Source organism: Acidovorax sacchari (genome assembly GCF_042847045.1).
Taxonomy (GTDB): Bacteria; Pseudomonadota; Gammaproteobacteria; order Burkholderiales; family Burkholderiaceae_C; genus Paracidovorax; species Paracidovorax sacchari.
The window spans coordinates 2,719,192-2,734,059 of the sequence record NZ_AP035783.1 but is presented as its reverse complement, the minus strand read 5'-3'; the positions used below and the strand labels follow the sequence as shown (position 1 = coordinate 2,734,059).

Genomic DNA, 14,868 nt, shown 5'->3' with positions numbered 1-14,868 from the left:
CCGATCGGTGGCCGCCCCGGCGCGATGCGGCTCGACGGAGCCCCTCCCATGACCCTCCCGCTCCACACCGCGGCCCCCGCGGCAGCGACCCTCGACAACTGCGACCGCGAGCCGATCCACATTCCCGGCAGCATCCAGGACCACGGTGCGCTGGTCGCGTTCGATGGCGATGGGGTCGTCCGCTATGCAAGCGCCAACGCGGAGGACTTCCTGGGTTGCCCCCTGGAGCCGGGCAGCGTGCTCGAAGGGCTGCTGCCCCAGGCGCCGTGCTCGGCCGTGGCCGGCAAGGTGCGCGAAGGCCTGCTGGCACTGCATGGCGAAGCCGAAGTCCCCATGCCCGCGGAACTGCAGGTGGGCAGCCGGCAATTCGACGTGGTGCTGCACATCAGCGACAAGCTGCTCGTGGCCGAGTTCGAGTCGCGCCGGCACAGCAGTGCCGAACTGGCCGTTTTCGCCGTGCAGGCGCACCGTGCCATGGAAAAGCTGCGCAGGCCCCGCGCCATCGACGATCTCCTGCAGCTCGCCACGCAAGAGCTGCGCGCGCTGACCGGATTCGACCGCGTGATGGCCTACCGCTTCCGGCCCGACGGCAGCGGCGAGGTGGCCGCAGAGTCCTGCATCTCCACGCTGGACCCCTACCTGGGGCGGCGCTATCCGGCCAGCGATATCCCCGCCCAGGCCCGGCGCCTGTATGTCGTCAACACCCTGCGCCTCATCGCCGACGTGGGCGCGCCCGTGGTGCCGCTGCTGCAGCGGGAAGTGGCGCCGCTCGACCTGAGCGCCAGCATCCTGCGCAGCGTCTCGCCCATCCACATCGAGTACCTCGCCAACATGGGCGTGGCCGCCTCGATGAGCGTGTCCATCGTCATCAACGGCCAGCTCTGGGGCCTGCTGGCCTGCCACCACATGCAGCCGCGCCAGGTGCCCTACAGCGTGCGCATGGCCTGCGACGTCATCGCGCAGGTGCTGTCGTCCAATATCCAGAACTCCCTGCTGCGCGCCCAGACGGAACGCACGGAGGCCGCCTCCGCCGTGCGCTCGCGCCTCATCGCGGACATCCTGCATTCCGACGACGAGTACGCTGCGCTGGCGCGCCATGCCCCCGAGCTCTGCACCACCCTCCACGCCGAAGCGGCCGTGGTGGCCACGGGCGCCAAGCTGCAGCTTTTCGGAGGCATCCAGGAAGAGGCCGCGCAGGCCATCCTGGAGTGGCTCAACTCCGGCCCGGACGACGTCGCCCCGGACCGCTTGTTCCATACCCATTCCCTGCCCCGCCGCATGGCGGCGCTGGCCGGGCGGGCGGCGCCGTGGTGCGGCCTGCTGGCCGTGCCCTTCGACCGCGAACGAGGCGGCTGGGCGCTCTTCCTGCGCCGCGAGCAGATCGAAACCATCCACTGGGGCGGACGGCCCGAGAAGGAAGTCCGCTCCGGCCCGCTGGGCCCGCGGCTCACGCCCCGCGGCTCCTTCGACCTGTGGAAGGAGACCGTCCGCGCCACGGCCGAGCCGTGGGAAGGCGTGGAACTCGACATCGCCGGCCAGGTGCTGGACGAACTCCAGCGCGCCCAGCATGCCCGGCATGCCGAACTCAACCGGGCCCGCACCCAGCTCATGGCGGTGCTCGGCCATGACCTGCGCGACCCCCTGCACTCCATCAGCATGGCTGCGCGCGTTCTGGAGAAGGACGGCGACGCCAGCGGGCGGGCCGGCCGGCTGGGCCAGCGCATCCAGTCGTCCAGCAGCCGCATGCAGCGCCTCGTGAGCCAGGTCATGGACATGTCGCGGCTGCAGAGCGGGCTGGGCCTGGACCTGCAGATCGCCCGCGCCGACCTTTCCGCCCTGCTCGCCGACCTCGTCGACGAGGCCCGCACGGCCCACCCCGACATCGAACTGCGCACCCAGCTGCCGCCCCTGCTGGAAGCCGGCGTGGACGCCGACCGGATCGCCCAGGTGTTCGTGAACCTCATGAGCAACGCACGCCACCATGGCCGGCCAGGGCATCCGATCCATGTCGCCGCCCATCCGCTGCCGGACGGGAGCGCCGCCATCGCCGTCCGGAACGTGGCCGCGCCCATCGCCGACGCGATCGCGGGCAACCTGTTCAGCCCGTTCAAGGCCTCCTCGGCCGGCAACGCCCGCAACCGCTCCGGCATGGGCCTGGGGCTCTACATTGCCTATGAGATCGTCAGGGGCCATGGCGGTACCATCGCCTATACCTACGATGACGGCCATGTGGTTTTCTCGGTACGGATTCCCCCGGCGGGCTCGGGCACAATCGCCGGTTCCTGAAAACGGCCGTTCCGGCTGAGGAACCGCGCCACTTCATGCACGCAGACATTCTCATCGTTGACGACAACCACGAAGCGGCCGAGCTGCTGAGTGACCTGCTGGAACTCAACGGCCACCGCGTGCGGGTGGCGCTCAACGGTGCGCAGGCGATCGCGCTGATGCAGGCGCAGCCCGCGTCCCTGCTGCTGGTGGACCAGCACCTGCCGGACATGCTCGGTGCGGAACTGGTGCCACGGCTGAAGGACATTGCCGCCGCCGCCGGGCTTTCCGCGTGCATCGCCATCGGGATCACCGGCCTGAGCGCAGCCGAGCGCGCAGCCCTCGGCGGTTTCGACCACGTGCTCGGCAAGCCGCTGGATTTCGACACCTTCGACGCACTCATCGAGCGCTCGCTCGCCAGCCTGCGCCAGCCCGGCGGCACCTGACGCCGCTTCCCGCAGGCTTTTCCGGCCCACCGCTCCGGCCGCCGGCGTCCGTCCGCACCCACGCCGGCATGCCACGCCAGTGCCCGCCCATCTGCACGTAGGTGGCCACTGACAGCGCGTCGTAGGAACTTCCTGCAACCTTTTGTTGCGGCGCAACAGAACATGGCGGGGAGCCATCCTGCCATGACGCAATCCATCCTCCCAGCCCTGCCTGCGCGACGCCCCGACCGGCGCGCGCGGCCGTGCGTGGACGGCAGCGGTCCGGCAGCAGCATCCCCCGTTTCCGCGCCCTTCCACGTTTGATTCTTCGGGAGTCCCACCATGTCCAGCACCAAGAACGTTCTCGCCATCGTCATGGCCGGCGGCGAAGGCTCTCGCCTGCACCCGCTCACCGCCGAGCGCTGCAAGCCGGCCGTGCCCTTCAACGGCAAGCACCGCATCGTCGATTTCGTGCTCTCGAACCTCGTCAACTCCGAGATCTACTCGATCTACCTGCTGGTGCAGTACAAGTCGCAGTCACTGATCGAGCACATCCGCCAGTCCTGGACGATGACGCGCTTCATTCCCCAGCACTTCGTGACGGTGGTGCCGCCGCAGATGCGCAACGGCCCGGAGTGGTTCCAGGGCACCGCGGATTCGGTCTACCAGAACATCCACCTGATCGAGTCGTTCAAGCCGGACATCGTCGCCGTCTTCGGCGCGGACCATATCTACCGCATGGATGTGCGCCAGATGATCGACTTCCACGTGAAGAACGACGCCCACGTCAGCGTGGCCACGCTGCCGGTGAAACTGGCCGACTGCAACCAGTTCGGCATCGTCGAGACGGACGACAACCACCGCATCGTCGATTTCGTCGAAAAGCCGCAGACGCCGCCGCGCCCGATGCCGGGCAGTTCGACGCACGCCCTCGCCTCCATGGGCAACTACCTCTTCAATGCCGACATCCTGCTGGATGCCCTGCGCGAAGCACATGAAACCGGCCACAGCGATTTCGGCAAGCACATCCTGCCGGCCATGCTCAAGTCCCACCGCCTCATGGCCTACGACTTCGACACCAACACCATTCCCGGCACCGAGCCCTATGAAGAGCACGGCTACTGGCGCGACGTGGGCACCATCGATGCCTACTACCAGGCGCATTTCGACACGCTGGGCGCAACGCCCCGCTTTCGCATGACCAACCGCCACTGGCCCATCTACGCCAGCCCGGACCAGGCCGAGTCGGCCCAGATCGAGAACGGCGTCATCCACCGCTCCGTGGTGGGCTCGGGCAGCATCGTGGACGGCGCCTCCCTGGACAACGCCATGCTGCGCCGCTCTGTCGTCGTCGAGCGCGATGCCCGCCTGGAACACTGCATCGTCATGGAGCGCTCGCGCATCGGCCGCGGCGCGCAGGTGCGCCGTGCCATCATCGACCAGGACAACGACATCCCTGCGCACGAACGCATCGGCTTCGACCTGGAAGCGGACCGCAAGCGCTTCCACGTGACCGAGAGCGGCATCGTCGTCGTGCCCCGCCAGTTCTTCAAGCCGCAGGGCCTGCAATCCACCACTCCCAGCATCGGGCGGGCGCGCCCCTCCGTGGCGTCGGCATCCGAGGGATCCGGCCTGAAGGTGGCCGCATGAAGGCAGGCGACGCTGCTCCACACATGACCTCCCGCCGCCCACGCGCCACCCGGCATGTCGCCGAGGCGGGCCGGCCGTTGCCGCTCGGCGCCACGGCCGACCGCAACGGCGTGAACTTTGCCGTGCACGCGCCGGGCGCGGAACGCGTGGAGGTCTGCCTCTTCGCGGATGGCGAGAACGAGACGCAGCGCATCGCCCTGCCGGCCTTCACCGCCGGCACGTGGCATGGGCATGTCAAGGGACTCAAGCCGGGCCAGCGCTATGGCCTGCGCGTCCACGGGCCCTACGCTCCCGGGCAGGGGCAGCGCTTCAATCCCGCCAAGCTGCTCATCGATCCGTACGCCCGTGCGCTCGACCGGCCCGTGCTCGGTGCCGACGACCAGTTCGGCTACGAACTCGGCCACGAGGACGAGGACCATGCCATCAGCGAGGTGGACAACGGCGCCACCGCGCCCAAGTCCATCGTGGTGCGCTCGCGCTTCGACTGGGACGACGACGCCCCGCCCCGCGTCCCGCCCTCCAAGACCGTCTTCTACGAAATGCACGTCAAGGGCTTCACGCAGACGCTGTCCGGCGTTCCGGAAGGCCAGCGCGGCACCTATGCGGGGCTGGGATCGGAAGCCGCCGTCGCCTACCTGAAGGACCTGGGCGTGACCAGCGTGGAACTGCTGCCCGTGCAGGCCTTCGTGGACGACAAGCGCCTCGTGGATGCGGGCCTGGCCAATTACTGGGGCTACAACACCATCGCCTTCTTCGCGCCCGAACCCCGCTATGCCGCCAGCCGCGGCGACGGCGGCACGGACGAGTTCAAGGCCATGGTCAAGGCCCTGCACGCCGCCGGCATCGAGGTGATCCTGGACGTGGTCTACAACCACACGGCCGAGGGCAACCACCTGGGCCCCACGCTCAGCCTCAAGGGCATCGACAACGCCGCCTACTACCGCCTCTCCCCGGAAGATCCGCGCTTCTACGTGGACTACACCGGCACCGGCAACACCGTGGACACGAGCAGCCCCGCCGCCCTGCGACTGGTCATGGACAGCCTGCGCTACTGGGTCACGGAGATGCACGTGGACGGATTCCGCTTCGACCTGGCGTGCTCGCTGGGGCGCGACGTTTCGGGCGCCTTCACCCACCGCGCGGCCTTCTTCGCCGCGGTGGCGCAGGATCCCGTGCTCGCGCGTGTCAAGCTCATCGCCGAGCCCTGGGACCTGGGCCCCGATGGCTACCAGGTGGGCGGCTTTCCCGACGGCTGGATGGAGTGGAACGGACGCTACCGCGACGTGGTGCGCGACTACTGGCGCGGCACCGACGGCAGCCTGCCCGCGTTCGCCGCCTGCCTCTGCGGCAGCGCCGACATCCTGGAGGCCCGCCGCCGCCCGGCGACGGACAGCGTCAACATCGTCACCGTGCACGACGGCTTCACCCTGGCCGACCTCGTGAGCTACAACGAGAAGCACAACGAAGCCAACCAGGAAGACAGCCGCGACGGCGAAAACCACAACCGCAGCTGGAACTGCGGCGCCGAAGGCCCGACCGAAGACCCCGCCATCCTGGACCTTCGCGAGCGCCAGATGCGCAATTTCCTCGCGACGCTCTTCGTATCGCACGGCACACCGCTGCTGCTGGGCGGCGACGAGCATGCCCGCACCCAGCAGGGCAACAACAATGGCTACTGCCAGGACAGCCCCCTGTCGTGGTACGACTGGGAGCATGCCGGCCGCAACGATGCGCAGCGCCGCTTTACCGCGGCCCTGATCGCCCTGCGCTCCGAGCTGCCGACCCTGCGCACCGCGGTCGCCGACGGCGGCCGGGCCGATTGCGTGGGCGTGCACTGGCACAGCGTCTGGGGCCTGCCCATGACGGCAGAGGAATGGGACGACCCGCAATCGCGCTGTGTCGCCGCCCTGATGGAGGCGGACGCCGGCGGCTGCGCAGCCCTCGTCCTCTTCAACGCCACCGGCGAAGACGCGACCTTCACCCTCCCGCAGGAGGAGCAGGCCCGCTCCTGGACCGTGCGCGTGGACACCCGCACTGCCGACGTACCGCCCGCCAATACCGCGCCGGTGCCTTCCGGAGACCCGTACGTGCTGCCGGGACATGCCATGGCCATCCTCACCGCACTGGGCGCTTCCGGCGATCCCTCTCCATGAAGCACCAGCACGACATGCCGATCGGCGCCCGCCTCCTGCCTGAAGGCGGCGTCCACTTCACCCTCTGGGCCCCCGCCGCTTCGCGGCTCACCCTCCACCACCGCAGAGCACCCGGCGCGCAGCCCATGCAGGTTCCGGCCCGCCAGGATGCGGACGGCTTCTGGCAGGCCACCGTGTCCGAAGCCGGCCCCGACACGCTCTACCAATGGCAGGCGGACGACGGCCCGCTGGTGCCCGACCCCGCGTCACGCAGCAATCCCGACGGTCCCCACGGCCCGAGCCGCGTCACCGACCCGGCTGCCTTCGAGTGGAAGACCGAGGGCTGGACAGGCCGACCGTGGAACGAAACCGTGCTCTACGAACTGCACGTGGGCACCTTCACGCCCGAGGGCACGTTCGCCGCGGCCATGGAGCGACTGCCCTGGCTGGCCGGGCAGGGCTTCACCGCCATCGAGCTCATGCCCGTGGCCACCTTCGGCGGGCGGCATGGCTGGGGCTATGACGGCGTACTGCCGTTCGCGCCGCACCCGGCCTACGGCACGCCGGACGACATGAAGCGCTTCATTGACCGGGCCCATGCGCTCGGCCTGATGGTGTTCCTGGATGTCGTGTACAACCACTTCGGCCCGGACGGCAATTACCTGGGCAGCTACGCCCCGGCCTTCTTCTCGGAAACCCACCACAGCCCCTGGGGCGCGGCCATCAATTTCGACGGCGAGGACAGCGGGCCGGTGCGCGAGTTCTTCATCCAGAATGCGCTCTACTGGGTCCGGGAATTCCGCATCGACGGCCTGCGCCTGGATGCCGTCCATGCCATCGTGGACGATGGTTCTCCCCACGTGCTCGAGGACCTCGCGCAGCGCGTGCGGCAGGCCACCGCAGGCCGGCACGTCCACCTCGTCCTCGAGAACGAGAAGAACGAGAGCCAGCGCCTGGCCCCCCGCCCCGAGCCGACGCGCTACGACGCGCAGTGGAACGACGACTTCCACCATGCCCTGCACGTCGCCCTCACCGGCGAGCGCCAGGGCTACTACGCCGACTACGCCCATGCACCGCTGGACGGGCTCGCGCACAGCTTCGCGGGCGGCTATGTCTTCGCGCCCTCGCACCGTGATGGGGATGGCCGGCGCCTGGAGCGGACACCTGCCGCGCCCCAGCCCCTGGCCACGATGGTGAATTTCTGCGGCAACCACGACCAGATCGGCAACCGCGCCTTCGGCGAGCGTCTCTCGCACCTGGTGCCGCAGCCCGCCGCCGAACTGGCGCTGCTGTCCGCGCTGCTCACGCCCGCCACGCCGCTGGTGTTCATGGGCGACGAATTCGGCGCGGAAACGCCGTTCCTGTACTTCGCCGACTGGACAGGCGAGCTCCGCGAGGCGGTGCGCCAGGGACGCCAGCGCGAATTCCGGCTCGAAGCCGGTTCCGGCAGGGAACTGCCCGACCCCTGCGACGCCGCCACCCTCGAACGCAGCCGCCTCGACTGGCGCCAGGCGGAAGGCCCTGCAGGACAGGAGCGGCTCGCGCTGGTCCGCGCGGCCCTGTCCGCGCGCCGGCAGTGGATTGCTCCGCGCCTGTGCCGGCTGCGCTCCGGAACGCACACTGCGCGCCGCGTGGGAGCGGCCGGGCTGCAGGTGGAATGGGACTACGACGATGGAGCACGCCTCGTGATGCAGATGAACCTGGGCACGGAATCCGTGGATGAGGACCCCGGGCAGGGGACCAGCGCGCCCGGCGCGCCCGTCTTCCAGCACCGCTGGGAAGGCGGTGGCGCCTGGGCCCCGTGGTCCGCGCGGTGGTTGCTGCAGGAGGTGCCCGCATGAACGGCCACCACCACGACGGCCACGACGGCCTGCACGAACGCGCCCGCCGGGCAGGCATCGCGCTCCAGTACGCCAGCTTCTGGGGTGAGCACCGCGACGTGCCGCCGGAGGTGCTCGAGCGCGCGCTGTCGGCCATGGGATCGCACGCAGACGCTGGTGCGCTGCCCGCCCCCATCGTCGTGGAAGAAGGCCAGCCGGCCGAGATCGAATGGCATGGCGCCGCATCCTGGCGGCTGGTCACCAGCGAGGTCGAGGCCGAGGAAACCGTCTGCGAGGGCCGGGGCCCGGTCGCGCGGCTGCCGGCCACGCTGCGCGCGGGCTACTACCGCCTCACAGGGCCTGGAACGCAGGAAGAGCGCTTCGTCATCGTCGCGCCCGCGCGCTGCTGGTCACCCGATCCGCTGCGCCATGGGGAGCGCTGGTGGGGCCTGAGCGTGCAGCTGTATTCGCTGCGCTCGGACCGCAACTGGGGCATCGGCGACTTCTCCGATCTCTGCGACCTGGTGGCGACCGCCGCCGCCCAGGGCGCTGCCTTCGTCGGCCTGAGCCCGCTGCACGCCTTGCGCATGGACCGGCCGGACCTGGCCAGCCCCTACAGCCCGTCCAGCCGCCTGGCGCTCAACCCGCTGTTCATCGACGTGACCGCGATGCCGGAATTCCTGCGCAGCGGCCCGGCGCAGTCGCTCTACGCCGACGGGGTGTTCCAGCAGCGCCTGCAGGCCCTGCGCGCCGCGGACACGGTGCAGTATGCCGAGGTCGCCGCCGCCAAGGAGGAAATGCTCGCCCTGCTGTGGGACGAGTTCCGCCAGGGCGACTGGGAATCGCTGAGCCCGCGCGGCCTCGCCTTCCAGGCCTTCATGAAGGAGCATGCCTCCACGCTGGCACCGCATGCGCTGTTCGAAGCCATCCAGCGCCATCTCGTGCGCACGTCGCCCGACACCTGGGGCTGGCCTGCCTGGCCCGAAGAACTGCGGGATCCCCAGGGCCCGGCCGCCCAGGCCTTCGCCAAGGACCATGCGGAAGCCGTGGCCTACCACATGTGGCTGCAGTGGACAGCCCACCTGCAGCTCGGGCAGGCGGGCGAGCGCGCCCGCGCCCTCATGCCGCTCGGCCTGTACTGCGACCTGGCCGTGGGCGCGAGCGACGGCGGCTCGGAAACCTGGACCTCGCAGAAGCTGTATGCACGCGGCATGAACATCGGGGCGCCGCCCGATCCGCTGAACACCCAGGGCCAGGACTGGGGCCTGCCGCCGCTCAACCCCGTCGCGCTGGCCGCTGCCCGCTTCATGCCGGTGCGCCGCCTGCTGCATGCTGTCATGCAGCCCGCCGGCGCGCTGCGCATGGACCACGTGATGGCGCTCATGCGCCTTTTCTGGACCCACGGCGGCGCGGGCACTTACGTCGCCTACCCGCTGCAGGCGCTGCTCGCGGTCCTCGCCGTCGAAAGCCATCGCCACCAGTGCCTGGTCATCGGCGAAGACCTGGGCAACGTGGCGCCGCAGATGCGCGAGGCCATGGCGCAGCGCACCGTCCTTTCCTACCGCCCGCTCATCTTCGAACGCATGGATGGCGGCGCATTCCGGCCGCCCGCACAGTGGCCGGCGCAGGCGCTGGCCGTGGTAAGCACGCACGACCTGCCCACATTGCGCGGCTACTGGTCCGGCGAAGACATCGAGGTGCAGAAGCGCCTGGGCTGGCTGCCGGATTCGGAGGCCCACGCGCGCAGCCTGATCGAGCGCGCACAGGACCGTGTCCGATTGCTGATGGCGCTGCAGGAAGAAGGCCTTCTGCCCCCCGGCGCCACGGTGGATGCCCAATCCGTGCCCGAGGCCACGCCGGAGTTCACGGCCGCTGTGCATGCCTACCTGGCGCGCACCCCCTGCTGGCTCGCGGCGGTGCAGATCGAGGATGCCATCGCACAGCTCGAACAGGTCAACGTGCCCGGCTCCACCGAGGACATGCAGCCCAACTGGCGCCGGCGCCTCGCCGTGCCGCTGGACCGGTTGGCCACGCACCCCTGCTTCGCCGCCGTGGCCTCCGCCATGCGCGAGCACCGGGGGCGCCCCGCCATGCAGGCCCCCGTGGAAGAACTGCCCGCGCTCGACACCGCGGACGTTCCGCTCGCGACCTACCGCGTGCAGTTCCACAAGGACAACACCTTCGCGGCCATGACCGCCGCCGTCCCCTACCTGCACGCGCTGGGCATCAGCCATCTCTACAGCTCGCCCTACCTCAAGGCCGCCCCCGGCAGCACGCACGGCTACAACGTGGTCGATCCCACGCAGCTGAACCCGGAAATCGGCGACGAGGCCAGCCATGCCGCCCTGTGCGATGCCCTGCAGGCGCATGGCCTCGGCCAGTTGCTGGACATCGTGCCCAACCACATGGGCGTGATCGACGCCCCCAACCCCTGGTGGGACGACGTGATGGAACACGGGCGGTCCGCCGCCCATGCCGGCTTCTTCGACATCGAATGGGAGCCCGCCACCGCCAGCCTGCAGGGCCGCGTGCTGCTGCCCATGCTCGGCGGGCAGTACGGCCACGTGCTGGAAGCCGGCGAACTGCGCCTGGATTTCGACGCACAGGCCGGCCGCTTCCTGGTGTGCTACTGGGACCACCGGCTGCCGGTGGACCCCCGGCACTACGCCCGCATCTTCGCGGCCGTGCCCGCACCGGCCCCCGGCGAAGCCGATGGCGACAGCGCGCTGCAGGTGCACTCCCTCATCGATGCCTTCGGCCGCCTGCCCGACCGCGACACCGGTGACGAAGGCGAGCGCGCCATGCGCCTGCGCGATGCCCCCCTCCACCAGCGGCGCCTCGCGGAACTGGCCGGGGCCCATGCGTGGCTGCGCCAGTGGATCGCCGCCTGCCTGGCCCACTGGAACGGCCGGAAGGAAGAGCCCGGCAGCTTCGACGCGCTGGACGGCCTGCTGCGCGACCAGCCCTACCGCCTGGCGGACTGGCGCGTGGCCGGCGACGACATCAACTACCGCCGGTTCTTCGACGTGAACTCCCTCGCTGCGCTGCGCATGGAGGAAACCTCCGTGTTCGAGGCTGCGCACGCCTGCATCTTCCGCTGGCTCGCGGAGGGCCGCATCACCGGCCTGCGCATCGACCACCCGGACGGCCTGGCCGATCCCGCGCAGTACTTCGACCGCCTGCAGCGGCGCCATGCGGCCCTCGCCCGCGCCGCCGGCCGCGAGCCCACGGCGCTCTACCTCGTGGTGGAAAAGATCCTGGCGGACCACGAACCCCTGCCGGCCGACTGGCCCGTGCACGGCGCCACGGGCTACCGGTTCAGCAGCCTGGTCAACGGCCTCTTCGTGGACACCGCATCGCAGGCCGCCTTCGACGACGCCTACACCAGCTTCACCGGCGACACGAAGGATTTCGAGGAAGCGGTGTACGAGTGCAAGAAGCACATCATCGAGACCTCGCTCTACAGTGACCTGGGATGGCTGGCCGACACGCTCTACCGCATCGCCCAGGCGGACCGGCGCACCTTCGATTTCACACGCAACCAGTTGCGCATCGCCCTGACGGAAGTGGCGGCGGTCTTCCCCGTTTACCGCACCTACCTGGTGCCCGACGGCACGCCCCCCAGTGACACCGACCGTCGCCACGTCGCCTGGGCCATTGCGGCCGCGCGCCGCCGCATGGGCACCAGCGAGGGTGGCGTGCTGGCCTATCTCGAAAGCGTCCTGCTCGGCGACGAAGGCGCGGCCCCGCCCCTGCGCGCGCGCTTCATCCGCCGCTGGCAGCAGTTCACGGCCCCGGTCATGGCCAAGTCCGTGGAAGACACGGTTTTCTACCGCTACGTGCGCCTCGTCTCGCTGAATGATGTCGGCTCGGAACCGCGCCGATTCGGCCTCACCTGCGCGGCCTTCCACCAGGCCAACCTGCAGCGCGCCCGCCACCGCCCGCACAACCTGCTGGCCACCTCCACGCACGACAGCAAGCGGTCCGAAGACCTCCGCGCCCGCCTCAACGTGCTTTCGGAAATCCCCGCGCTGTGGGAAGACACCGCCCTGCAGCTGCACGAGCTGGGCGCGCGCTTCGCCACCGAGGTGGACGGTATGCAGGCCCCGCGGCCGCACGACCTCTGGGCCCTCTACCAGGCACTGGTCGGCATCTGGCCCACCCATGCCACCGAGCCGGACGAGCGCCAGGAACTGCGCGAACGCATCCAGCAGTACATGGTCAAGGCCATGCGCGAGGCCAAGCAACAGACCAACTGGCTGTTCCCGAACGGGGCCTATGAAGATGCTGTGGCGCGCTATATCGACGGCGCGCTCTCGACCGAACGCTTCGTGCGCGAGCTCGAAAGGTTCGTGCAGTCCATCGCGCCCTACGGCTTCCGCAACAGCCTCTGCCAGCTCGCGCTCAAGCTCACGGTGCCCGGCGTGCCGGACATCTACCAGGGCTGCGAACACTGGAACTTCAGTCTCGTGGACCCGGACAACCGCCGCCCCGTGGATTTCGGCGCCATGGCACGGGCCCTGGAGCAGGTGCAGGCGCTCTACGGCCAGGGCGCCCATCCGTCGCAGGCGGACTGGGAACGCCTCATGGGCCCGGTGCCCGGCCCGGACGCGAAGCAACTGGTCACCTGGCGCCTGCTGCACCTGCGGCAGGCCCTGCCCGACCTGTTCCGCCAGTCCACCTACCTGCCGCTCACGCTGGAAGGCCATGGTGCCGAGCATGCGTTCGCCTTCGCCCGCATCCGGGACGGCCGGGCCATCGTGGTCATCTGCGCGCGCCTGCTCTACGGCCTGGCAGCGGCCGGGTGGCGCGGCACCCGGATCGCGGTCGCGTCCGCCCACCCCGTGCTGGCCAAGGCCGGCGTCTGGCAGGAATGGATGACGGGCCGGCGCATCGGCGCCGACACCGGGGAAGGATGGAGCGTGGAGGAAATCCTCGGGGAAGTGCTTCCGGACCGTCCCGGCCTGCCGTTCGCGGTGCTCGTGGGCGGAGAATCCGGCGCATGAAGATTCTCTTCGCCACATCGGAATGCGCCCCGCTGGTCAAGACCGGCGGCCTGGGCGACGTCAGCGCCGCGCTGCCGCCCGCCATCGCGGCCCTGGACCACGAGGTGATGCTGCTCATGCCCGCATATGCGGACATGCCCCTGCAGGGCCGGATCACCGGCTGGCACTCGCTGCCCGCCGAAGGCCCCTGGCCCGCCGCGCAACTGCTGCGCGTGGACCGCGGCGGGCACGAGGTGCCCCTGCTGCTGCTCTCCTGCCCGCAGCTCTACGCGCGCTCCGGTTCGCCCTACGCCGGCGCGCAGGGGGAACACCCGGACAATGCCCTGCGCTTCGGCCTGCTAGCCCATGTGGCCGCGCGCATCGGCACGCCGCAATCGCCGTGCGGCTGGACCGCGGACATCGTCCACGCCAATGACTGGCCCACCGCACTGGCGCCGCTCTACCTGCGGCAGTTCCGCGACGCGGCCGGCCCCCGGGGGGATACTGTGGCGCGCAGCATGGTCACGGTGCACAACCTGGCTTTCCAGGGCGTGTTCCCCATGGACTGGGCGCAGCGCCTCGGCATCGAGGACCGGCACCTGGGGATCGAGGGCGCCGAATTCTGGGGCCAGCTCTCCATGCTCAAGGCGGGCCTGCAGTACGCGGACGCCATCACCACCGTCAGCCCCACCTACGCACGCGAGATCCAGACGCCCGAACTCGGCTTCGGCCTGGACGGCGTGCTCCGCGCCCATGCGGACCGGCTGCAGGGCATCCTCAACGGCATCGACACCGCGCTGTGGAATCCGTCGCAGGACCCGCTGATCCCGGCGCACTTCTCCGCCGACCGCCTGGAGGGCAAGGCTGCCTGCAAGGACGCCCTGCGCCGGACGCTGGGACTCGCGCAGGACGGTGACCGCATGCTGTTCGGCCTCGTCGGCCGGATGACCGAGCAGAAAGGCATCGACTGGGTGATCGGCGGCGCCGAGCGCCTGCTGCGCCAGGGTGGGCAACTCGCCATCCTGGGCAGCGGCGACCCGGCCCTGGAAAACGCCCTGCGGGCACTGGCGAAGCGCCATCCCCGCCACATGCACGTTACCGTGGGCTTCGACGAAGACCTCGCCCACGGCATCGAGGCCGGCAGCGACAGCTTCCTCATGCCTTCCCGCTTCGAACCCTGCGGCCTGAACCAGATGTACAGCCAGGCCTACGGCACGCCGCCCGTGGTCACCCCCACCGGCGGCCTCGCCGATTCGGTGGTGGATGCCGACGACCCGGCGGGCAACGGCACGGGTTTCGTGCTGCGCGGGTCGAGCCAGGCCGCGTTCGACCAGACCGTCGGCCGCGCCCTGCACCTCTGGAAAACCGCGCCCGACGCCTGGCGCCGCCTGCAGCGCAACGGCATGCAACGCGATTTCGGATGGACCGCCTCGGCCCGGGCGTACCTCCAGGCCTATGGCGCCGCACGTAACCGTGCGGAAACCCGCCCGCAAACGGCCTCAGCCTTGTCCTACAGGAAGCCCCGGCCCGCGGCGGAATACTGATGCCACGCCGGCACACACCGGCGCTCCCCGCGTTCTCTAGGAGCCCG

7 protein-coding genes are annotated in these 14,868 nt (G+C 70.1%); all 7 read left to right on the top strand.

Going from position 1 to position 14,868, the window contains the following annotated elements; genetic code table 11:
• The first annotated feature begins 48 nt into the window (after positions 1–48).
• Complete coding sequence (locus ACGHC0_RS12320) at positions 49–2,286, top strand: GAF domain-containing protein (protein ID WP_415268342.1); 2,238 nt, start codon at positions 49–51, stop codon at positions 2,284–2,286.
• Positions 2,287–2,321: 35 nt separating this feature from the next.
• Entirely contained in the window at positions 2,322–2,711 is a 390-nt protein-coding gene (locus ACGHC0_RS12315; protein WP_415268341.1) for a response regulator, read from the top strand.
• 321 nt (positions 2,712–3,032) lie between these two features.
• Positions 3,033–4,340, top strand: a complete 1,308-nt coding sequence (locus tag ACGHC0_RS12310) for a glucose-1-phosphate adenylyltransferase (RefSeq protein ID WP_026431096.1) — start codon at positions 3,033–3,035, stop codon at positions 4,338–4,340.
• Between the two features lie 23 nt (positions 4,341–4,363).
• A complete protein-coding gene (glgX, locus tag ACGHC0_RS12305; RefSeq protein WP_415268340.1) occupies positions 4,364–6,493 on the top strand; it encodes a glycogen debranching protein GlgX in 2,130 nt (709 codons plus the stop codon).
• Positions 6,490–8,313, top strand: coding sequence for a malto-oligosyltrehalose trehalohydrolase (gene treZ / locus ACGHC0_RS12300; protein ID WP_415268339.1), 1,824 nt, complete (start codon positions 6,490–6,492; stop codon positions 8,311–8,313). The genes glgX and treZ overlap by 4 nt, the downstream gene beginning before the upstream one ends.
• Positions 8,310–13,298, top strand: a complete 4,989-nt coding sequence (locus ACGHC0_RS12295; RefSeq protein ID WP_415268338.1) for a malto-oligosyltrehalose synthase — start codon at positions 8,310–8,312, stop codon at positions 13,296–13,298. Before treZ ends, ACGHC0_RS12295 begins: the two co-directional genes overlap by 4 nt.
• Entirely contained in the window at positions 13,295–14,821 is a 1,527-nt protein-coding gene (gene glgA / locus ACGHC0_RS12290) for a glycogen synthase GlgA (RefSeq protein ID WP_415268337.1), read from the top strand. The genes ACGHC0_RS12295 and glgA overlap by 4 nt, the downstream gene beginning before the upstream one ends.
• Positions 14,822–14,868: the final 47 nt, after the last annotated feature.